Origin of the sequence: Janthinobacterium algoris (assembly GCF_051380935.1) — a bacterium.
GTDB lineage: Bacteria > Pseudomonadota > Gammaproteobacteria > Burkholderiales > Burkholderiaceae_D > Janthinobacterium.
This window is the reverse complement of the sequence record NZ_JBNYXZ010000008.1, coordinates 24188-43439: the sequence shown is the minus strand read 5'-3', so window position 1 is coordinate 43439 and position 19252 is coordinate 24188. Positions and strand designations below refer to the sequence as shown.

General features: G+C 61.9%; 16 protein-coding genes. 1 reads left to right on the top strand and 15 read right to left on the bottom strand.

Going from position 1 to position 19252, the window contains the following annotated elements:
- Positions 1–5: 5 nt before the first annotated feature.
- The 5 genes from ACQ4W7_RS13480 to ACQ4W7_RS13460 all read right to left on the bottom strand — a co-directional run bounded on the left by ACQ4W7_RS13480 (position 6) and on the right by ACQ4W7_RS13460 (position 6459).
- The gene (locus ACQ4W7_RS13480) at positions 6–794 is read right to left on the bottom strand and encodes a hypothetical protein (protein ID WP_436531074.1); all 789 of its coding nucleotides are present in this window, start codon (positions 792–794) and stop codon (positions 6–8) included.
- Positions 791–1348: a sigma-70 family RNA polymerase sigma factor gene (locus ACQ4W7_RS13475; protein ID WP_426071824.1), complete on the bottom strand. Its 558-nt coding sequence runs from the start codon at positions 1346–1348 to the stop codon at positions 791–793. The genes ACQ4W7_RS13480 and ACQ4W7_RS13475 overlap by 4 nt, the downstream gene beginning before the upstream one ends.
- A 49-nt stretch (positions 1349–1397) precedes the next feature.
- Complete coding sequence (locus ACQ4W7_RS13470) at positions 1398–3296, bottom strand: beta-propeller domain-containing protein (protein WP_436531072.1); 1899 nt, start codon at positions 3294–3296, stop codon at positions 1398–1400.
- A gap of 96 nt (positions 3297–3392) precedes the next feature.
- A complete protein-coding gene (locus tag ACQ4W7_RS13465; protein ID WP_070254674.1) occupies positions 3393–4016 on the bottom strand; it encodes a trimeric intracellular cation channel family protein in 624 nt (207 codons plus the stop codon).
- A gap of 4 nt (positions 4017–4020) precedes the next feature.
- The gene (locus ACQ4W7_RS13460; RefSeq protein ID WP_436531071.1) at positions 4021–6459 is read right to left on the bottom strand and encodes a penicillin-binding protein 1A; all 2439 of its coding nucleotides are present in this window, start codon (positions 6457–6459) and stop codon (positions 4021–4023) included.
- 144 nt (positions 6460–6603) lie between these two features.
- On the opposite strand from ACQ4W7_RS13460, the gene ACQ4W7_RS13455 reads away from it, so the two are divergent.
- Positions 6604–7491 (top strand): HTH-type transcriptional regulator ArgP, encoded by an 888-nt coding sequence (locus ACQ4W7_RS13455; protein WP_436531069.1) that lies wholly within the window; start codon positions 6604–6606, stop codon positions 7489–7491.
- A 12-nt stretch (positions 7492–7503) separates the two neighbouring features.
- Here the strand turns inward: ACQ4W7_RS13455 and ACQ4W7_RS13450 are convergent, their stop codons facing one another.
- The 10 genes from ACQ4W7_RS13450 to recN all read right to left on the bottom strand — a co-directional run bounded on the left by ACQ4W7_RS13450 (position 7504) and on the right by recN (position 19208).
- The gene (locus ACQ4W7_RS13450; RefSeq protein WP_436531067.1) at positions 7504–8376 is read right to left on the bottom strand and encodes an ABC transporter permease; all 873 of its coding nucleotides are present in this window, start codon (positions 8374–8376) and stop codon (positions 7504–7506) included.
- A complete protein-coding gene (locus tag ACQ4W7_RS13445; protein ID WP_426071819.1) occupies positions 8373–9218 on the bottom strand; it encodes an ABC transporter ATP-binding protein in 846 nt (281 codons plus the stop codon). Before ACQ4W7_RS13445 ends, ACQ4W7_RS13450 begins: the two co-directional genes overlap by 4 nt.
- 1 nt (position 9219) lies before the next feature.
- Complete coding sequence (locus ACQ4W7_RS13440; protein ID WP_436531343.1) at positions 9220–10194, bottom strand: ABC transporter substrate-binding protein; 975 nt, start codon at positions 10192–10194, stop codon at positions 9220–9222.
- Positions 10195–10278: 84 nt separating this feature from the next.
- Positions 10279–11163, bottom strand: a complete 885-nt coding sequence (locus ACQ4W7_RS13435) for a TauD/TfdA dioxygenase family protein (RefSeq protein ID WP_436531065.1) — start codon at positions 11161–11163, stop codon at positions 10279–10281.
- A 151-nt stretch (positions 11164–11314) separates the two neighbouring features.
- The gene (can, locus tag ACQ4W7_RS13430; RefSeq protein WP_426071816.1) at positions 11315–11986 is read right to left on the bottom strand and encodes a carbonate dehydratase; all 672 of its coding nucleotides are present in this window, start codon (positions 11984–11986) and stop codon (positions 11315–11317) included.
- A gap of 133 nt (positions 11987–12119) precedes the next feature.
- Positions 12120–13253 carry a molecular chaperone DnaJ gene (gene dnaJ / locus ACQ4W7_RS13425; RefSeq protein WP_219115251.1) on the bottom strand — a complete coding sequence of 378 codons (1134 nt, stop codon included), beginning with the start codon at positions 13251–13253 and terminating at the stop codon, positions 12120–12122.
- Between the two features lie 168 nt (positions 13254–13421).
- The gene (dnaK, locus tag ACQ4W7_RS13420) at positions 13422–15365 is read right to left on the bottom strand and encodes a molecular chaperone DnaK (protein ID WP_436531063.1); all 1944 of its coding nucleotides are present in this window, start codon (positions 15363–15365) and stop codon (positions 13422–13424) included.
- 91 nt (positions 15366–15456) lie between these two features.
- On the bottom strand, positions 15457–15978 hold the full coding sequence (gene grpE, locus ACQ4W7_RS13415) for a nucleotide exchange factor GrpE (protein ID WP_426071815.1): 522 nt from the start codon (positions 15976–15978) through the stop codon (positions 15457–15459).
- A gap of 345 nt (positions 15979–16323) precedes the next feature.
- Entirely contained in the window at positions 16324–17433 is a 1110-nt protein-coding gene (gene hemH / locus ACQ4W7_RS13410; RefSeq protein ID WP_436531061.1) for a ferrochelatase, read from the bottom strand.
- Between the two features lie 107 nt (positions 17434–17540).
- The gene (recN, locus tag ACQ4W7_RS13405; protein WP_426071813.1) at positions 17541–19208 is read right to left on the bottom strand and encodes a DNA repair protein RecN; all 1668 of its coding nucleotides are present in this window, start codon (positions 19206–19208) and stop codon (positions 17541–17543) included.
- Positions 19209–19252 lie beyond the last annotated feature (44 nt).

Below are 19252 nucleotides of genomic sequence, written 5' to 3'. Positions count from 1 at the left end.
GCGCGCTACTTCGGTATTTTCTCCAGGCGCTGCCGCAGCTCCTCGGCCACAGGATAATCGGGATACGCCTGCCGGAACGCGGTCCATTCGTCCTGCGCCAGCGCGCCTTCGCCCGCCTTGAGCAAAGCGTCGATCTTCACCAGCCACACGGAAGCGTCAAGCCTGGCCGGCGGCGGCAGCGGCGCCGACTTTGCCGCGACGGGAGCGGGCATGGCCAGCGCGCGCTGCACGGGGGACTGGCGCTGCAAGCTGGATTCGGCTTGCACGGCGGCTTGCTGCTCCATTGCCCGCTGCATATCCGTGGCTGGCGGTGGCGGCGGTGCCAGTTCAGGCGGCGGCGCTGGCTTGGCTGCGGCCATGGCACGCGGCACTGGCGCTGATACTCGCGCCGGTACTGGCGCCTGCACGGGCGCCGTGGAGACGGCAGCTTGCGGCACTGGCGCCGCATCCGGCATCGCATCCTGCGTGACCGGTTCCCCGACCACGGGAAATTGTGCCGGCTTCGAGCCGAACCAGTCCACGCCGATCAGGTTCACCGTCAGCAGCACGGCGGCGGCCAGCCCCAGCGGAACGCGCCAGCGCTGCGGATAGTCCGGGGATTTCTTGGCGGGCAAGGTACGCAGCACACCATCGGCGCTGTCGTTCGCGGCTGCCGGTTGTTGCAGAGCTTTCTCTGCATCGGCCAGGATGAGCGCATCGAGCGCGCTGGAAGGCCCTGGCTGCGGCAAGCCGGCCAGCAGCGCGTTCAATTCTGCGTCATGCACTTCGTCGTTATCTTGATCGTGCGTATTCATGCCTGCCCTCCCGCGCTGTCCAGTCCGGCCCGCAACTTCTGCATGGCATAGCGCAGCCGGCTCTTGACGGTTTCCGCCTCCGCCCCCGTCACCACGGCGATCTCGAGGATGCTCATGCCGCTGAACTGCTGCAGCACCAGCGCCTCTTTTTGCTCGGTGGGCAACGCGGCGATGGCCGCATGCAGCAGCGCGTGCTGCTGTTTCCACTCCAGCGACTGCGACGGCGATGCGCCCTCGTCGGCCAGTTCGCCCACGTCGTCATGCTCCTGTCCTTCCCGCTGGCGCAGGATGTCGATCAGGCGGTTACGCGCGATCTGGTACAGATAGGTGCGAAACGCCGCCTGCGGCCGGTAGCCCGTGCGCGCCGCGTGCAGGCTGGCCCAGGCATCCTGCACTATCTCGTCAACCCACGCGCGGCGCGGCGCACGCCAGGCCACAAAGCGGTACAGGCCCTGGCTATGGCGCCGGTACAATTCCCGAAACGATGGCAGGTCGCCGGCGCTGTAGCGCAGCATCAGGTCTTCATCCGTCGCGGTGAGTAAAGTGTCGGGCATGCGAACCAGTGTAGCCGAACTACGCGGCAGCGACAATTTCCCTGCGCCTTCAGCGTACAGTGGACGCAATGGGCGCATAACTGATGCGGCGCACTTCGCGGATCTGTCCCACCTTGAGCGCCCCCTCCACCAATTCATAGCCGAGCAGGGCGAAGACGCGGCCCTGCAGGAACAAGGGGCGCGCATTGCCATACCAGTCCACGCAGGATGCGCGGCAGCCGTCATCCGGTGATGGACCGGGCCGTGTGGCCAGCGCACCCAGTTCCGTCAATTGCAAGCCGCTGTTGCGCAGGTACAGGATGGAAGCGGCCGGCCGGTTCAAGCCGGGCCGCTCATCCGCGCCCAGGATGGGCAGCCCGATCATGCCTTCGTCTTGCGCTTGCGGCTTGTAGAAAAAGCCGTGGCTGCGCGACTCTCCCTGCGCCGCATCGGCGCGGATGTAGCGCGTGGCGACGGACGCCTGCGCCCCCAGGCGGATGCTGCTGAAGTGCAAATCCTTGCCCTGCGCACCGATCACCACGGCATCATTGCCCAGCGCCTCGATGCGCTCCACGCCGTGCGGCAGAGATAAAGCTTGCACGCTGCCCGCATCGGCCCAGCGCACGGCATACAGGGGCTGGCGCGGCCAGGACTGGTCTGCCTGTCGCCCGCCGCCATTGCCCGGATTGCCGTACAACAGATACGCTCCCACATAGCGGTTCTGCAAGCCGTAACCGCCACCACCGGGCAGAGGCTTGTAGCTGCTGGCGGGCGCACTGTCGCGGCCATCGGAAAACGACGTCAACGGCACGCGCAGCAGGGCCATGTCGCCGCGGCCCCGCGCACCATCCCACATGGCGTCGCCCTGGCCCTCGGCGCGCAGCAAGACGTTCAGGTGGCCATCCACGCTTTCCAGGAACGAGAACTGGTCGACGGGCGCGCCCGCCACTTTCAGGGCGCTGGGCGCACTGCCATCGAGGGGAATGCGGAACACGCCCGAGTCGCGGCCCCGGCGCGTGGTCCACACGAATACGGACTCGCCCGACACATAAAATGCGCGGCCCTGCGGTCCCATCACGGCCGTCGCTTCGCAACGCATGTCGCGCTGCGCCAGGTCGCACACGGTGACCGTGTGCAGGGTCAGGCCGGCGCCAACTTCGGGCTCCTCATCGGTACGATAGATGCGCGTGGCAGGGGCGATGCGCTTGAAGTCGGACGGCACGGCGTCGGGACGCCAGCGACGCAGCGCAGGAAAGCCGCCGAACGGGTCGCCCCGGCGCAAGTTCAACGACAGGGGAGAATAGAACACCAGTTTGCTGCCTATCAGCCGGCTGGCGTAATTGCGCGAGGAATAATAATCGTTGGAGCGCAAGTGATACGTGGAGCGGTAGGCCAGCTTGCCGTCGGCCGCGATGTCGAACAGGCCAATCTCCGTGCCGCCACGGCTGTAGCTGTAGCCGATGACCACCACCGTATCGCCATCGATCAGCATCTCGTCATACCAGCTGCCCGACGGATCGCTGCCCGGCGCGAACGCGTCGAGCACGGCGACGGGTTGCAGGGCATTGCCGCCTACCTGCACCGTAAACAGCTTACCGCGTCGGAGCATCACCAGGTGCTTGCCATGCAGCTTGACGATGCCGCCTTCGTCCACGCCCGCCGTCTGCACATTGGTGATGGATTCCGCCGCTTCTGCCGAAGCTGCCGGCACGGCTTTCGCCGCCATCGGTGCGACAGGGGCCGGCGCCGCCGCCGTGTACTGCGCCGAATACTGCGCCGTCGCGCGCTGCAGTTTCTGCTGTTCCCTTTGCAGGGCCGCCTGGCGCGCCTGCAACTGCTGCAAATAGCTGCTCAAGGCCTGCTCGCTGGCGAACGGCGCCAGCGTCTTGCGCGGTGCCGTGCCGGCGGCGTGGCAGCCTGCCGACAGCAGCAGGGACAGTATCAGGGTGATCTTGAGGGCGCTGGACATCGCTTCTTCTCCGGTTGGCTGGGGTGTCAAACATGAAACGCAGCGGCGCAGAAAAAGGGGTTAAATGTGCGTGAAAATATTTACGCGGCTGCTGCCTTACTCAAATCCCCGTATGCGGTCGCCATTGAAATTCGGCAAGCGCCACTCGAAGTGCAGGGCCAGGAAACGGAACAGGAAGCCGGCGCCGATGGACGCCAGCTGCGCCACCGAGCTGTCGACCTTGAAATACAGCAGTCCGACATACAGGCTGCCCGTAAACAGCGCCACGGTGGCATACACTTCACGCTGCAGCACGAGGGGAATCTGGTTGCACAGAATATCGCGCAGCAAGCCGCCGAAGACGCCCGTGATCATCCCCGCCAGCACGACGATGGCTGGATGCATCTTGGCCGACATGGCGATGTCGCAACCGATCACGCAAAACGCCACCAGCCCCAGTCCATCGACCAGCAAGAAGATGGCGCGCAGATGGTGCAGGTAGCGCGCGACAAAGGCCGTGACGACAGCCGCGCCGATGGTAAACAGCAGGTACTCGGGATGCGCGATCCAGCCCAGCGGATAGTGCCCGAGCAGCACGTCACGCACGGTGCCGCCACCGAGCGCCGTGACGGTGCCGATCATGCAGATGCCGAACAAATCCATGCCGCGCCGCATGCCCATGATGGCGCCGGACATCGCTTCGGCGACAATCGCCACCAGGTAAATCGTATATAGCAACATGCTCTTACTCTTCCGAAAATGATTTGAGAATTTGTTCGCGTTCGCGCGCTTCGCTCAAGGTGCGCGCCTCACTCGTGCCCGTGCTGGAGCCGCCATTGCCGCCATTGCCAGCGTCACCGTGCGCCATGCGCGTATCCGCATCGCCACTGCCACAACTGACGCTGCTGTGGATAAAGGCAAAGTTATCCTTCAGGCAGTCGCCGGCCAGGTATTCGGCATACACGTAATCGCCGTCGAGCAACGCCAGGCCTGGCGGTTCGGCCAGCACCTGTTCGCGGCGGCCTTGTACTGCCACCTGCATGTAGTCGCGCCAGACAGGCAGCGCCAAAGTCCCCCCGGTGGCGTTGCCCAGGCTTTTCGGCTGGTCGTAGCCGAGCCAGACGACAGACACGAGGCCCGAGGAATAGCCGGCGAACCAGGCGTCATACGCATTGTTCGATGTCCCCGTCTTGCCGGCCGCGTCGCCGCGTCCCAGCGCCAGCGCGCCGCGTCCCGTGCCGCGCTTGACGACGTCGCGCAGCATGCTGTCCATGACGTAGGCATTGCGCGTGGTGATGACTTGCGTGCCCGGTGCCGGTTCGCCCTTGGCGCGTGGCGCCGCATCGCTGAACAGCACTTCGCCGCTGCGGCTGCGCACTTCCTTGATCAATTTCGGCGGCATCTGCATGCCGCCGTTGGCGAACACCGCATACGACTGCGCCAGTTGCAGCGGCGTGACGGCGCCCGCGCCCAGCGCCAGCGGCAGGGAGACGGGATTGCGCGCGCCCTCGAAGCCGAAGCGCGTGGCGTAGTGCTGCACGTAGGCGGGGCCGGCCGCCTGCATCAGGCTGACGGCCACCAGGTTTTTCGAGCGTACCAGGCCGCGCCGCACGCTGATGAAACCTTCATAGTTGTTGGCGTAATTGCGCGGACGCCACGGCTGCGCTCCCGTTTCCTGCGGCAGCAGCAAGCGCTGCGTATCGTCCACGGCGGTGCCTGGGAAATATCCCTTTTCCAGCGCCGCCGAATACACGAAGGGCTTGAAGCTGGAGCCGGGCTGGCGGTACGCCTGCATGGCGTGGTTGTAGTGGTTGCGGTAGAAATCGAAGCCGCCCGCCATGGCGACGATTTCGCCGCTGTGCGCATCGACGGAAATGAGCGCGCCTTCCATCTCTGGCAGCTGGCTCACCAGCCAGCGCTTCTTTGCCGCGTCGTGCACCACGCGAATCACGCTGCCCTCGACGATGGCGCGCTTGCCATCCCATTGCAGCTTGCCGCCCAGGCGCGCATCCGATGCCGTGAGCACGATCTCGTCGCCATTGCGTAGCTGCGCCGTCAGTTGGCGCTTGCCAGCAGTATCGACTTTGCGCACCAGCGCGGCACGCAAATCTCCGCTATCCGGATAGGCGGCTAGCTGGCGCGCCAAGCTGTCTTCGGAGGCAGCCAGGCGCGCTTCCGGGCCACGATAGCCGCGTCGCGCCTGCGCGTTCAGCAAGCCATCGCGCAGCGACTTGTCGGCCGCCCGCTGCGGCGCCATGCGGATGGTGGTCGTCACGTCCAGGCCCATGCTGTAGGCGCCTTCGGGATAGCTTTGCAGGATCAACTGCCGCGCTTCCTCGACCGCATACGCGGCCGCGTGCACGGAGCTGTTACGGTCCTTGTTCAGGGCCAGTTTTTCCGCCACGGCGGCGTCAAATTCGGCTGGCGTGATGTAGCCGAGTTCGCGCATGCGCTGCAGGATGTAGTGCTGGCGCACGGTGGCGCGCTGCGGATTGGCGACGGGGTTATAGGCCGACGGCGCTTTCGGCAAGCCCGCCAGCATGGCCGCTTCGGCGATGCTGACCTCGGCCAGGGGCTTGTCGAAATAGATATTCGAAGCGGCGGAAAAGCCGTAGGAACGCTCGCCCAGGTAAATCTGGTTCATATACAGTTCCAGCAGCTTGTCCTTGCCGTAGTGCTGTTCCAGCTTGTAGGCGAGCAGCATCTCCGTCAGCTTGCGCTGCACGGTCTTTTCGCGCGACAGGAAAAAGTCGCGCGCCACCTGCATGGTGATGGTGCTGGCGCCCTGCGCATGGTGGCCTGTGACGATGTTGGCGAGCGTGGCGCGCGTCAAGCCATAGAAATCGACGGCGCCATGCTCGTAGAAACGCGCATCCTCGATGGCCAGCAAGGCCTGGCGCATGCGCAGCGGAATCTCCTTCAAGGGCAAAAATTCGCGGCGCTCTTCGCCGTATTCGGCCAGCAGCTCGCCTTCGCTGGAGAAAATGCGCAGCGGCAGCGCAGGCTTGTACTGGGCCAGGTGCTCGACGGCCGGCAAATCCTGCCATGCCTGGCGCAGCCACCAGCCGCCCGCCAGCGCGGCGGCCATGCCCAGGCCCAGGGTCATGCCCAGGCCGAATTTCAGATTGCGCGCCAGCTTGGATGGCGACTTGCGGGTGGTCGTGTCGTTCGCTTGTGCTTCCATGGTGATATTCCCTTGCTGCCAGGAGGCCGCATACGGGTATGCCGCACTCCATCAAAGAGGCATTGTGCACTGCAACACACCTATCCTTATCAAAAGTAAGTATTATTTAGTATTGATAAATTTTTCTTATGTTAGGCGCACACCATGAACCTGAATCCCAAGCACACGGAAGCGTTCCGCGCCGTTGTCGAAACGGGCAGCTTCGAGCAGGCGGCGCTGCGGCTGCACCTGACCTCGCCCGCCATTTCTCAGCGCGTGCGGGCGCTGGAAAGTCAGCTGGGCAATGCCTTGATCGTGCGCAGCCGTCCTGCGCGCGCCACACGCATGGGCCAGCGCCTGATGCAGTACCTGAAACGTGCCAAACTACTGGAAGCGGACTTGCAGGCGGAACTGGCGGTGCAGCAGGATGCCCCGCTGACCCTGGTGCTGGCGCTGAACGCGGATTCGATGGGTACCTGGTTCTTCCCGGCCCTGTCCGAGGTGCTGATACGCGAGCGCGTGCTGCTGGACCTGACCGTGGAAGACCAGGACCACACGTATACTTTGCTGGAAACGGGCATGGCGATTGGCTGCATCAGCACGGAGCCCAAACCCATGCGCGGCTGCACGGCGGAATCGCTGGGTGTGATGCGCTACTGGCTGGTGGCCACGCCCGCGTTCCGCCAGCAGTGGTTCGCGCACGGCCTGACGCGCAAGGCGGCGCGCACGGCGCCCGTCGTCGCTTACACGCGCAAGGACACCTTGCAATCATCGTTCCTGCAAGAGGCGCTGGGCTTACCAGAAGGGGCCTACCCCTGCCATTACGTGCCGGGCGCCACCTCGCACTTCAACGCCATCCGCTACGGCCTCGGCTACGGCATGGTGCCCGAGCTGCTGCTGAAGGCGAACACGGATGGCGAGTTGGTGGAAATGCTCACGCCCAAGACACCGGCCGACGTGGCCCTGTACTGGCACACGTGGAAAGTGCAGTCGCCGCGCATGGAGCAGCTGTCGCGGCAAATCATCGCGGCGGCGCGCAGCATGCTGAAGTAGTTATCGTGACAACTACCGTTGCATGCCCCAGCGTTTCAAAGTGACGCGTTCCAGGCTGCGAAAGCCGATGTTTTCCACCAGCAGCCCGATGACGATGACGGCCGCCAGGCCCGCGAATACCTTGTCCGTGTACAACTCGTTGCGGTTCTGAAAAATATACCAGCCCAGGCCGTCCTGCCCAGATGTCGTGCCAAATACCAGCTCGGCGGCGATCAGGGTACGCCAGGCAAACGCCCAGCCGATCTTCAAGCCCGAGACAATGGAGGGCAAGGCGCCCGGCACGAGGATGTGCAGCACCAGGCGCAAGCCGCTCAGCCCGTAATTGCGGCCCGCCATGCGCAGGGTTTCCGGCACGCTCTGGAAGCCGGCATACGTATTCAATGCCAGCGGCCACATCACGGAATGGACGATGACGAAGATCAAGCTGGCGCGCCCCAGGCCGAACCACAGCAGGGCCAGCGGCAGCAGGGCAATCGCCGGCAAGGGGTTGAACATGGCCGTCAGGGTTTCCAGCAGGTCACGCCCGATGCGGCTGGACACGGCCAGCAGGGTCAGCACGAAGGCGGCCAGCACACCCACCGCATAGCCTTGCAGCAAGACGACCAGGGAGGCGGCTGTACGAGTGAGCAATTCACCACTGGCGATGCCGCCGATAAACGCCTGCGCCGTCTGCAGAAAGCTGGGCAAGAGTAAATCGTTGTGTGTCCAGCGCGCCGCGCCCTCCCAAAGCAAAGCCAGGCTGAGCAGAATCAAGACCTTGCGCCACAGCGCGTGCTGACTCCAGCGCTGCCAGCGCGACAGCGGCGGCTCGATGGTGACGCCGACAGGTGGCGGCGCCGCATATACGAATTCCTGGCGGATCGGCGGTTCCAGCAGCACGTTCATACGCCCTCCCGCTGCGCGCTAGCGGCTTGCGGGGCAGCCGTTGCGTCTTCATCGAACAGCAAGCCGTGGATGCGGCTGCTGGCGGCCTGGAATTGCGCACTGCCTGCGCTGTGCAAGCCGAACTGATGGCTGTTCAGTTCTGCGCGCACCCTGCCAGGATGGGGCGACAGCAGCAGGATGCGGTTGCCCACCACCAGCGCTTCCTCGATCGAATGCGTGACAAACACGAGGGTAAAGCGCAACTCTTCCCACAAGCGGCTCAGCTCTTCTTGCATCTTGCGCCGCGTCAAGGCATCGAGGGCGGCAAACGGCTCGTCCATCAACAACACTTCCGGCTGCATAGCCAGCGCGCGCGCGATGGCCACCCGCTGCTTCATGCCACCCGACAAGGTGTGCGGATGGGCATCTTCAAAGCCGGCCAGGCCCACCTTGGCGATCCAGTGATGGGCGCGCTCGCGGGCCGCCACCTTGTCCAGCCGCTTGCTGGCCAGCAAGGGGAACATGACGTTTTCCAGCACGGTTTTCCACGGCGGTAACTGGTCGAATTCCTGGAACACGACGACACGGTCCGGCCCCGGCTTTGTGATGATCTTATCTTGCATGGCGATGCTGCCCGCGCGCGGCGCGATGAAACCGGCCACGGCTTTCAAGAGCGAAGATTTGCCGCAGCCCGATGGCCCCAGCAACACAAAACGGTCGCCGCGAAATACGTCGAAACTGACGTCGTGCGTGGCGCGCACCGTGCGCTGTTCCGTGCGGTACTCCAGGCTGACATGTTTCACGCTGAGCAGGGGTGCCACCGTCGCGGGCGGGCGTACCAGGTGAAAAGCCGGTGCGTTCATGTCAGCCTCCTTGTGTAATGGCAGGATCGTCAAAGAAGTAATCGCGCCAGCTGTCGGGCAGGTTGCGGATGGCGCTCACGCGATGCAAGAATTGCGCCAGGCCATAGGTATTTTGCGGTGCAATCTTGAATTGCACTTGCGGGTTGGCAAAGATTTTCAGCAGCAAGTTGCGGTCCACCTTGCTCTTGTTGACCTTGATATAGATGTCGGCCGCACCCTGCGGGTTGCTGCTCGCATACTGCGCCGCTTCCGCCAGCGCGGCGATAAAGGCGCGGTAAGTCTTGGGATTATCCTTGCGGTATTTTTCCGTCGCATAAAGCAGGGTCGACGAGCTGGGTCCACCTTGCACGTCGTAAGAGTTCAAGATGATGTGGGCGTTCGGGTTCTGCGCCAGTTCCTGCTCCTGGAACGGCGAGTTGCCGAAGTGGCCGCTCAACTCCGTGCCGCCGGCGATGATGGCGGCGGCCGCATCCGGGTGCGGCAAGGTTTGCGTGATTTTATCCAGACGGGCAAATTCCTTGTCGCCCCACTGCTTTGCCACGGCCATCTGTAAGATGCGCGCCTGCACGGAGACAGACACGGCGGGCAAGGCAATGCGGTCCTTGTCCGTCAAGTCCGCCAGGGTTTTCACCTTCGGGTTGTTGCTGATCAAGTAGTAGGGGAAATTGCCCAAAGACGCCACGCCGCGCACATTCTGCCGGCCTTTCGTACGGTCCCATATCGTCAGCAGCGGCCCCAGCCCAGCCCCCGCGATATCGATATTGCCCGACAACAAAGCGTCATTGATGGCGGGTCCGCCGGACAAGGTGATCCACTCGACCTTCACGTCGACACCCTGCTGCTTGCCATGCTTTTCGATCAGCTTTTGTTCCTGCGCAATGTTGAGCAGCAAGAAGGTGATACCGTGCTGGCCGGCGATGCGGATCTGGCCTTCGGCCCGGGCCATGGGCATTGCCATGCCTGTCAAACACAGCATGGCGATAGTGGCGAAAAGGCGGCGGCGGGCAAAGGTAAAGATCGGCAACATGGACACTCCTTGGGTCAGATCAACAGACAAAAATCAGTACGGCACATCGCCTTCGATGGTGGTGCGATACAGTTTGCGGCGCTGCTCGGGCGGGCAAGCCGTCGCCAGATGCATCAGCGAGCGGTTGTCCCAGAACACCAGGTCATGCGGCTGCCAACGGTGCACATACAGGTGTTCGGGGCGCACGCTGTGGGCAAACAGTTCGTCGAGCAGGGCGCGGCTTTCATCCTCGGGCAGGCCGACGATGCGCGTGGTGAAATGTTCGCTGACAAACAGGGCGCGCCGTCCCGTTTCCGGATGCACGCGCACCACGGGATGGGTGACCGGTTTGACTTCATCGATCTGCGCCTGCGTCAGGGCGGGGCGCCATGGGTTGCGGCGGCGCAACTCCTCATACTGGCTCAGATAGCTGTGTTCGGCGCGGGCGCCGCGCACGGCGTGGCGCAGCGCGGCCGGCAAACTTTCCCAGGCCAGGTGCATATTCGCAAACACGGTATCGCCGCCCTCTTCCGGCAACTCTTGCGCGTGCAGCATGGAGCCGAGGCTGGGCACTTGCTTGTACGACAAATCGGAATGCCAGAAATGGCCCGCGTCGCCCAGGCCAATGGGCTGGCCATCTTCGACGATGTTCGAGATGATCAGCACTTCCGGTTGCGTGGGTAGCTGGAACTGGCGCAGCACGTGGATTTGCAGGGGACCGAAGCGGCGGCTGAAATCGACTTGTTGCTGCGGCGTGATGCGCTGGTTGCGGAACACCAGCACGTGATGGTCGAGGTGGGCATGGTGCAGGCGCTGGAAGTCGCCCAGCAACAGCGGCTGCGCCAGGTCCAGCCCCAGCACTTGCGCGCCGAGCGGCGCATCGAACGTCTCGATACGGAAATGGCTGGTGGATTGCAAGGGTTTCAGGACGGCCGACATGGGAATTCGCCAAGAGTCTGGGGAAGTCCACTGTATGCCGGCCGGCGTTCCTTGCAAACGAAGCATTTACTATATGGATATGCGCGGCGCGTTGCGCCACGCTGCGACAGGCATCGGCGTGGCCAGGGATCTGGCGCGGCGCCGGCGCTGCTTACGCCGTTGCTTCGTAGCGAGCCAGGCGGGCCGCCATGCGCGGCGCCAGCTCGTGGCCAGCCGTGACCGTCACTTCCAGGTCGTTCAGCAAACCATCCTTCAAGCCATAGACCCAGCCATGGACGCTGAGTTCCTGGCCCCGTTCCCACGCATCTTGCACGATGGTGGTCTGGCACACGTTCAAGACCTGCTCGACCACATTCAGTTCGCACAGGCGGTCGCCGCGCTGGCGGCTGGTCAGCACGTCGCCCAGGTAGCGTTCATGCTTCTGGCCCACGTCCTGCACGTGGCGCAGCCAGTTATCGACCAGGCCGATGCGCGTGCCCGTCATGGCCGCATGCACGCCCTTGCAGCCGTAATGGCCGACGATGATGACATGTTTGACTTTCAGCACGTCCACGGCAAATTGCAGGACGGACAGGCAATTGAGGTCGGAGTGCACGACCACATTGGCAATGTTACGGTGGACAAATACGTCGCCAGGCGCCATGCCCAGCAGTTCGTTGGCGGGCACGCGGCTGTCGGAACAGCCGATCCACAGGTATTCGGGCGACGTTTGCGCTTCCAGGTTCTTGAAGAAGTTCGGGTCTTTCGCCACCATCGAGTCGGCCCAGCGGCGGTTGCGCTGCAGCAGTTCCGCCAGGGCCTGGCCATTTTTCGGTTCGGTCATATCGCTCCCATTATGTGAGTACGACTGAGGGCGGCAGATCGCGCCCGTAGGCCGGCGATGTGCGCATTTTCTCAGTCGTAGTGAAAAAAACGCCGGGATGTTTAAGCATCCCGGCGCATGGTGTTACGTGTGCTTACTCAAAAAAGTCCTTGACCTTGTCTTTCCAGGTCTTGCTTTGCGGACTGTGCTTGGCACCGCCCTCGGTGGTCGACTTTTCAAAGTCGCGCAGCAGGTCTTTTTGTTTTTCCGTCAGCTTCACCGGTGTTTCGATGGCCACGTGGCAGAACAGGTCGCCCGCGTAACCGGAGCGCACGCCCTTGATGCCCTTGCCTTTCAGGCGGAAGGTCTTGCCCGACTGGGTACCTTCAGGAATCGTGAACGACACTTTGCCGTTCAGGGTAGGCACTTCGATTTCGCCGCCCAAGGCCGCCTTGGTAAACGAGATCGGCATTTCGCAATGCAGGTCGTCGCCTTCGCGCTGGAACACGGCGTGCGGCTTGATGTGGATTTCCACATACAGGTCGCCCGCCGGGCCGCCATTCGTGCCCGGTTCGCCGTTGCCGGACGAGCGGATACGCATGCCGTTGTCGATACCGACTGGAATTTTCACTTCCAGCGTCTTGTTGCGCTTGATGCGACCGGCGCCGCCGCACGGCGTGCAGGGGTCGGTGATGACCTTGCCGCTGCCATGGCATTTCGGACAGGTTTGCTGGATGCTGAAGAAACCTTGCTGCATGCGCACCTGCCCGTGACCACCGCAAGTACCGCAGGTGGTCGGCGAAGTACCCGGCTTGGCGCCGCTACCGTGGCACGTGTCGCACTTGTCCCAGCTCGGCACGCGGATGGTCGTGTCGAAGCCGTGCGCAGCTTGCTCCAGTGTAATTTCCAGGTTGTAGCGCAAGTCGGCGCCACGGTACACCTGTGGTCCGGCATTGCGGCTGCGTCCACCGCCACCGCCAAAGATGTCGCCGAAGATATCGCCGAAGCTGTCGGCAAAGCCGCCAGCACCGCCGCCGAAGCCGCCACCGCCGCCCATATTCGGGTCCACGCCAGCGTGACCATAGCGGTCATACGCATCGCGCTTTTCCGGATTGGTCAGCATCTCGTAAGCTTCTTTGACTTCCTTAAACTTTTCTTCCGATTCCTTACTATCCGGATTGCGGTCCGGATGGTATTTCATCGCCAGTTTACGGTAAGACTTTTTGATCTCTTCTTCCGAAGCATTTTTTGCGACACCGAGTGTCTCGTAAAAATCACGCTTTGCCATGTTGTCGGCACCTTGCAGTCTATCTACTGATGTAAAAATTACACGAAAAAGCCGAGTCGAGTGCTGCACTGGGCAACGACTCGGCTCGGCCGGTCTTCGCGGCTAATCCCGCGATGTAGCGTTCAGCCCGGCTGCCCCCAGTTCATGGGAGCGCAAGACATTACTTCATTACTTGCTGTCTTTGACTTCTTTGAAGTCAGCGTCAACAACGTCATCTTGTTTGGCGCCTGCGTCCGATGCGCCAGCGGCTTGCTGTGCACCTTCCGCGCCGCCGGCAGCTTGCTGCGCTTGCATGTCGGCATACATTTTTTCGCCCAGCTTCTGCGATGCGCTCGACAGTGCAGCCACCTTGGCGTCGATCTCAGCCTTGTCGCCCGCCTTGATGCTTGCTTCCAGGTCTGTGATAGCCGCTTCGATCTTCTCTTTCTCGCCCGCATCGAGCTTGTCGCCGTATTCGGTCAAGGATTTCCGGGTCGAGTGTACCAGAGCATCGGCCTGGTTGCGCGACTCGGCCAATTCTTTGACCTTCTTGTCTTCTTCCGCGTTCAACTCGGCGTCTTTCACCATCTTCTGGATTTCAGCCTCGGTCAAGCCGGAATTGGCCTTGATCGTGATCTTGTTTTCCTTGCCGGTGGCCTTGTCTTTCGCGCCGACGTGCAAGATGCCGTTGGCGTCGATGTCGAAGGTCACTTCGATCTGCGGCGTGCCGCGCGACGATGGTGGAATGCCTTCCAAATTGAATTCACCCAGGCCTTTATTGCCGGCAGCGATTTCGCGCTCACCCTGGAAGACCTTGATGGTCACCGCAGGCTGGTTGTCGTCCGCCGTCGAGAACACTTGGCTGAACTTGGTCGGAATCGTCGTGTTTTTGTGGATCATCTTGGTCATCACGCCGCCCAGGGTTTCGATACCCAGGGACAAAGGCGTGACGTCCAGCAACAGCAAGTCCTTGCGTTCGCCCGACAGGACCGAACCTTGAATCGCTGCGCCCACTGCCACGGCTTCGTCCGGATTCACGTCTTTGCGTGGATCTTTGCCGAAGAATTCCTTCACTTTTTCCTGCACCTTCGGCATACGGGTCATGCCGCCGACCAGGATGATGTCGTCGATGTCGGACACTTTTACACCGGCATCCTTGATGGCGATGCGGCAAGGTTCCATCGTTGCGATGATCAGCTCTTCCACCAGCGATTCCAGCTTGGCGCGGGTCATCTTCAGGTTCAGGTGGACCGGCGCGCCATTCGCCATGGCGATGTACGGCTCGTTGATCTCGGTTTGTTGCGACGACGACAGTTCGATCTTCGCGCGCTCGGCCGAAGCCTTGATGCGCTGCAGAGCGATCGGATCTTTTTTCAGATCGATGCCGTTGATCTTCTTGAACTCGTCGATGATGTAATCGATGATGCGCTGGTCGAAGTCTTCGCCGCCCAGGAAGGTGTCACCATTGGTCGACAGCACTTCAAATTGTTTCTCACCATCAACATCTGCGATTTCGATGATCGACACGTCGAACGTACCGCCACCCAAATCATACACGGCGATTTTACGGTCGCCTTTTTCGGTCTTGTCCAGGCCGAACGCCAGCGCTGCCGCGGTTGGCTCGTTGATGATGCGCTTGACGTCCAGGCCAGCGATACGGCCGGCATCCTTGGTGGCTTGACGCTGCGAGTCGTTGAAGTATGCAGGCACGGTGATAACGGCTTCGGTAACTTCTTCACCGAGGTAGTCTTCTGCCGTTTTCTTCATCTTGCGCAGCACTTCAGCGGAAATTTGTGGCGGCGCCAGTTTTTTGTCGCGTACGCCGATCCATGCATCGCCGTTGTCGGCTTTCATGATTTGGTACGGCATCAGCGCGATGTCTTTTTGTACTTCTTTTTCGTCGAACTTGCGACCGATCAAACGCTTGACTGCGTACAGCGTGTTTTTCGGATTCGTCACGGCCTGGCGTTTCGCTGGCGCGCCGACGAGAATTTCGCCATCTTCTTGATAAGCAATAATCGACGGCGTCGTGCGTGCGCCTTCAGCGTTTTCGATTACCTTTGGTTGACCGTTTTCCATGATGGAAACGCAGGAATTCGTGGTTCCCAGATCGATACCGATAATTCTACCCATGATTTATTTCCTTTTATTTGCTAGATTTCAGATGGTTCTTATATGTGGCAAAGCGGCATGGTTTCAAGGCTTGCTTGATGCCGCCCTCTGATTATTTTGCTTGCGCGGTCGTTACGATGGCTGGGCGCAGCAAGCGGTCTGCAATCATATAGCCCTTTTGCAGGACAGACACGATGGTATTGGCTTCCTGCTCCGCTGGCACCACGGCAACGGCCTGGTGTTTCATCGGATCGAGCTTTTCACCCTGCACCGGTAATACTTCCACCAGGCGGTTGCGCTCGAACGCGGCGTTCAGTTGCTTCAGGGTCAGCTCGACGCCTTCTTTCAGCGATTCGATGGTCGGTGCTTCCACCGTCAGCGCCGTTTCCAGGCTGTCTTTTACCGGCACCATGGCTTCGGCAAAGCTTTCCACTGCGAATTTATGCGCTTTAGCAACATCTTCCTGCGCACGGCGGCGAATATTTTCACCATCGGCCTTGGCGCGCATGAAGGCATCGTGCATCTCTGCAAGACGCGCTTCGGTACTCGCCAGCTGCTCTTCCAAAGTAGGTTCTGCGGGAGCCGCGGCGTCCGCTTGCGGATTTGGTATAGCTTGGTTTTCCTGATCTTGCATCTAGAAAGCTCCTACAATCAATGACTTAAATGAGTTGGTCTAATTATCTTTACAACACTGTCGGGCAGATGGGGCTATATCCTATTGTTTCAAGGGGTATTCATGCTAAAACCAGCGATTACATCGTTGCATGTTACAGCTTATTACAAAGCACTTCCCATTTCGGGCAGCGATCCGTGCGCGCCCCCTTGATGTTGCAGGCTTCCCACGGCAAAGCGGGCATTCTACCAGCCCCGCCGCCGCCATCGCCATTGGCAGCGCTACTATCTGGATAGTGCCTTGCTCACACCAGACATGACAAAGCCGCGCAAGCGCGGCTTTTTATTGCGCAAATGGCAATACCCGTTAATTCGCCGCGCCCAGCGCCAGGGCCGCAGCGCGCGCATGCTCGCCCGCTTTCTTGTCGGCCTCGCGCTGCGGCGCCGTCTTCATCGTCGGCCAGCCAATCATGTGCTGTTCGGCAATTTCCGCCATGCCCGCGATCCAGGCTGGCGTTTCGTTCAGGCAAGCAATGTAATGGAAATGCTGGCCGCCGGCCGTTTCGAAATCATGCTTGGCTTCCATGGCGATCTCTTCCAGCGTTTCCAGGCAATCGCTGGTAAAGCCCGGGCACAGCAGGTCGACGCGCTTAACGCCCTGTTGCGCCAAGGCCACCAGGGTAGGTGCCGTGTACGGCTGCAGCCATTCGGCCTTGCCAAAGCGCGACTGGAAGGTCACCACATATTGCTCTTTACTTAACTTTAACTTTTCCGCTAGCAATCGCGCCGTTTTCAGGCATTGGCAGTGGTACGGATCGCCCAGCAGCAAGGTGCGCTTGGGCACACCATGAAAACTCATCACCAGTTTTTCTGGACGGCCATGCGCTTCCCAGTGATTCAACACGGAATCGCGTAAGGCGTCGATATACGTGTCGTGCTCGTGATACTGCTTAATAAAACGCAATTCCGGCACATTGCGCACTGTGGTGTAATGAGCGAACACGGCGTCATAGATGGAGCCCGTCGTCGTGCCCGAGTATTGCGGATAGGCTGGCAGGATGGCGATGCGCTCGTAGCCTTCGCTTTTCAGCCTGGCCAGCACGTCGGGCAAGGAAGGCGAACCGTAGCGCATGGCCATGGCCACCATCACGCCGTCATGGCCACGCTCGGCCAGGGCGCCGGCCAGCAATTTGGCCTGCTTTTGCGTATGCACTTTCAAGGGCGAACCCTCGCGCGTCCAGATCGACGCGTATTTTTTGGCCGACTGGCCAGAGCGAAATGGCAAAATAATCAGGTTCAGGATGAACCACCAGACGACGCGGGGAATCTCCACCACGCGGGGATCGGACAAAAATTGCTTCAGGTAACGCCGCACGGCCGACGAGGTCGGCGCATCGGGCGTGCCCAGGTTGACCAGCACCACGGCGCTGCGGTCGATGCTGCCATGCGTGTACGGCGGTTCTGTTTGAAATGACATGAAGGCTCTTCTAAGGCGTTGGATGGAGTGGCCAACCATTATAGTTACATTGCGTCAACATCGGGGAGTACTGCTTGGCGAAGGCAGCACGCCCGTCAGGTCCCAGGTCAAATCGCCAGCAATTCGCGCGCGTGCTTGCGCGTGGTGGCCGTGATTTCCAGGCCGCCCAGCATGCGCGCCACTTCTTCCACACGGGCCTTGGCATCGAGCATGTCGATGCGCGAAGCCGTCTTGCCATTGTCCAGGGTGCTTTTTGCCACCTGAAAATGCTGGTTCGCCTGGCTGGCCACTTGCGGCAAATGAGTCACGCACAATACTTGCCGTCCCTGCCCCAGGCGTTTCAGCAGGCGCCCCACCACTTCGGCGACGGCGCCGCCAATGCCGCTGTCGACCTCGTCGAAGATCAGGGTCGGCGTGGTGGTAGCGTGCGAGGTGATGACGGAAATCGCCAGCGCGATGCGCGCCAGTTCGCCGCCGGACGCCACTTTGGCCAGCGAGCGGGGCGCCGTGCCCGCATGGCCGGCGACGAGAAATTCCACTTGCTCAAGCCCGTGGGCGGCCGGTACGCATGGGTGCAGGGCGATTTCGAAGCTGCCGCCCGTCATGCTCAGTTCCTGCATGGCGCGCGTGACGGCGTGCCCCAGCTCCACTGCCGCCGCCTGGCGCGTGGCCGACAGGCGGCCCGCGACGACGCGGTATTCCGCTTCGATCTTCGCTTCCTGGCGCAGCAAGCCTTCGATGTCAGAAGCGTCGGCCAAGTGTTGCAGCTTTTCCGACAGCTTGGCGTGTTCCTCCGGTAGCTCTTCGGGCGTGACGCGGAATTTACGGGCCGTGCTGTGCATGGCTTCCATGCGCGCGTCGAGCTGGTGCAGCCGCTCAGGGTCCAGTTCCACGCGGTCCAGGTAGTTGTTCAGCGCGTACACGGATTCCTGCAGCTGGATGCGCGACGATTCGATCAGGTCGACGATCGGCTGCAATTCCGCGTCCACGGACACCAGCTTGCCCAGCTTCTGGTTCAAGGCCGACAGTTGCGACACGATGGGGTGGTCTTCCGACTCGGAAATGAGGGACAGGGCTTCCTGCGCCCCTTCCAGCAGGCTGGCCGCGTGCGACAGGCGGCTGTGTTCGTTCGTGATGTCCGTCCACTCGCCGGGCTTGGCCGCCAATTTTTCCAGTTCGCCCACTTGCCATTCCAGGCGTTCGCGCTCGTACAGCACGTTGGCGGCATTCGTTTCAAATTCTTCGCGCTGGCGCACGAGGGCGCGCCAGCGCTTGTGCAGCGCCGCCACCTGCCGCGCATCCTGCTCCACGCCCGCTTCGCGCGCCGTTGCCTGGCCATCGAGCAGGGCGCGCTGCGCCTCGCTTTTCAGCAGCGACTGGTGCGCGTGCTGGCCGTGGATATCGACCAGCATGTCGCCCAGTTCACGCAACTGCGCGGCCGTGGCGGGGATGCCGTTGATATACGCCTTCGAGCGGCCGGCATTGTCGATCACGCGGCGCAACAGGGCGCCGCCATCGTCGTTGGCGAACTCATGTGCCACCAGCCAGGCCTGCGCCACCTCGCTGACGGAAAAATCGGCCGTGATGTCGGCCTTGGCCGCGCCTTCGCGCACCACGCTGGCGTCGCCGCGTCCGCCCAGCGCCAGGGTCAGCGCATCGATGAGGATGGACTTGCCGGCGCCCGTCTCCCCCGTCAGCACGCTGAAGCCGGCGGAAAATTCCAGTTCAATAGTATCGACGATGACAAAATCGCGAATGGACAGTGTATGGAGCATGGCTTCTGTGGTTAGGCGGCGCACCGCGGGTTGACGTGGAAAAC

Coding starts and splice junctions, on each gene's coding strand:
- ACQ4W7_RS13480 (WP_436531074.1), bottom strand. CDS start 794: ATGAATACGCACGATCAAGATAACGACGAAGTGCATGACGCAGAATTG.
- ACQ4W7_RS13475 (WP_426071824.1), bottom strand. CDS start 1,348: ATGCCCGACACTTTACTCACCGCGACGGATGAAGACCTGATGCTGCGC.
- ACQ4W7_RS13470 (WP_436531072.1), bottom strand. CDS start 3,296: ATGTCCAGCGCCCTCAAGATCACCCTGATACTGTCCCTGCTGCTGTCG.
- ACQ4W7_RS13465 (WP_070254674.1), bottom strand. CDS start 4,016: ATGTTGCTATATACGATTTACCTGGTGGCGATTGTCGCCGAAGCGATG.
- ACQ4W7_RS13460 (WP_436531071.1), bottom strand. CDS start 6,459: ATGGAAGCACAAGCGAACGACACGACCACCCGCAAGTCGCCATCCAAG.
- ACQ4W7_RS13455 (WP_436531069.1), top strand. CDS start 6,604: ATGAACCTGAATCCCAAGCACACGGAAGCGTTCCGCGCCGTTGTCGAA.
- ACQ4W7_RS13450 (WP_436531067.1), bottom strand. CDS start 8,376: ATGAACGTGCTGCTGGAACCGCCGATCCGCCAGGAATTCGTATATGCG.
- ACQ4W7_RS13445 (WP_426071819.1), bottom strand. CDS start 9,218: ATGAACGCACCGGCTTTTCACCTGGTACGCCCGCCCGCGACGGTGGCA.
- ACQ4W7_RS13440 (WP_436531343.1), bottom strand. CDS start 10,194: ATGCTGTGTTTGACAGGCATGGCAATGCCCATGGCCCGGGCCGAAGGC.
- ACQ4W7_RS13435 (WP_436531065.1), bottom strand. CDS start 11,163: ATGTCGGCCGTCCTGAAACCCTTGCAATCCACCAGCCATTTCCGTATC.
- can (WP_426071816.1), bottom strand. CDS start 11,986: ATGACCGAACCGAAAAATGGCCAGGCCCTGGCGGAACTGCTGCAGCGC.
- dnaJ (WP_219115251.1), bottom strand. CDS start 13,253: ATGGCAAAGCGTGATTTTTACGAGACACTCGGTGTCGCAAAAAATGCT.
- dnaK (WP_436531063.1), bottom strand. CDS start 15,365: ATGGGTAGAATTATCGGTATCGATCTGGGAACCACGAATTCCTGCGTT.
- grpE (WP_426071815.1), bottom strand. CDS start 15,978: ATGCAAGATCAGGAAAACCAAGCTATACCAAATCCGCAAGCGGACGCC.
- hemH (WP_436531061.1), bottom strand. CDS start 17,433: ATGTCATTTCAAACAGAACCGCCGTACACGCATGGCAGCATCGACCGC.
- recN (WP_426071813.1), bottom strand. CDS start 19,208: ATGCTCCATACACTGTCCATTCGCGATTTTGTCATCGTCGATACTATT.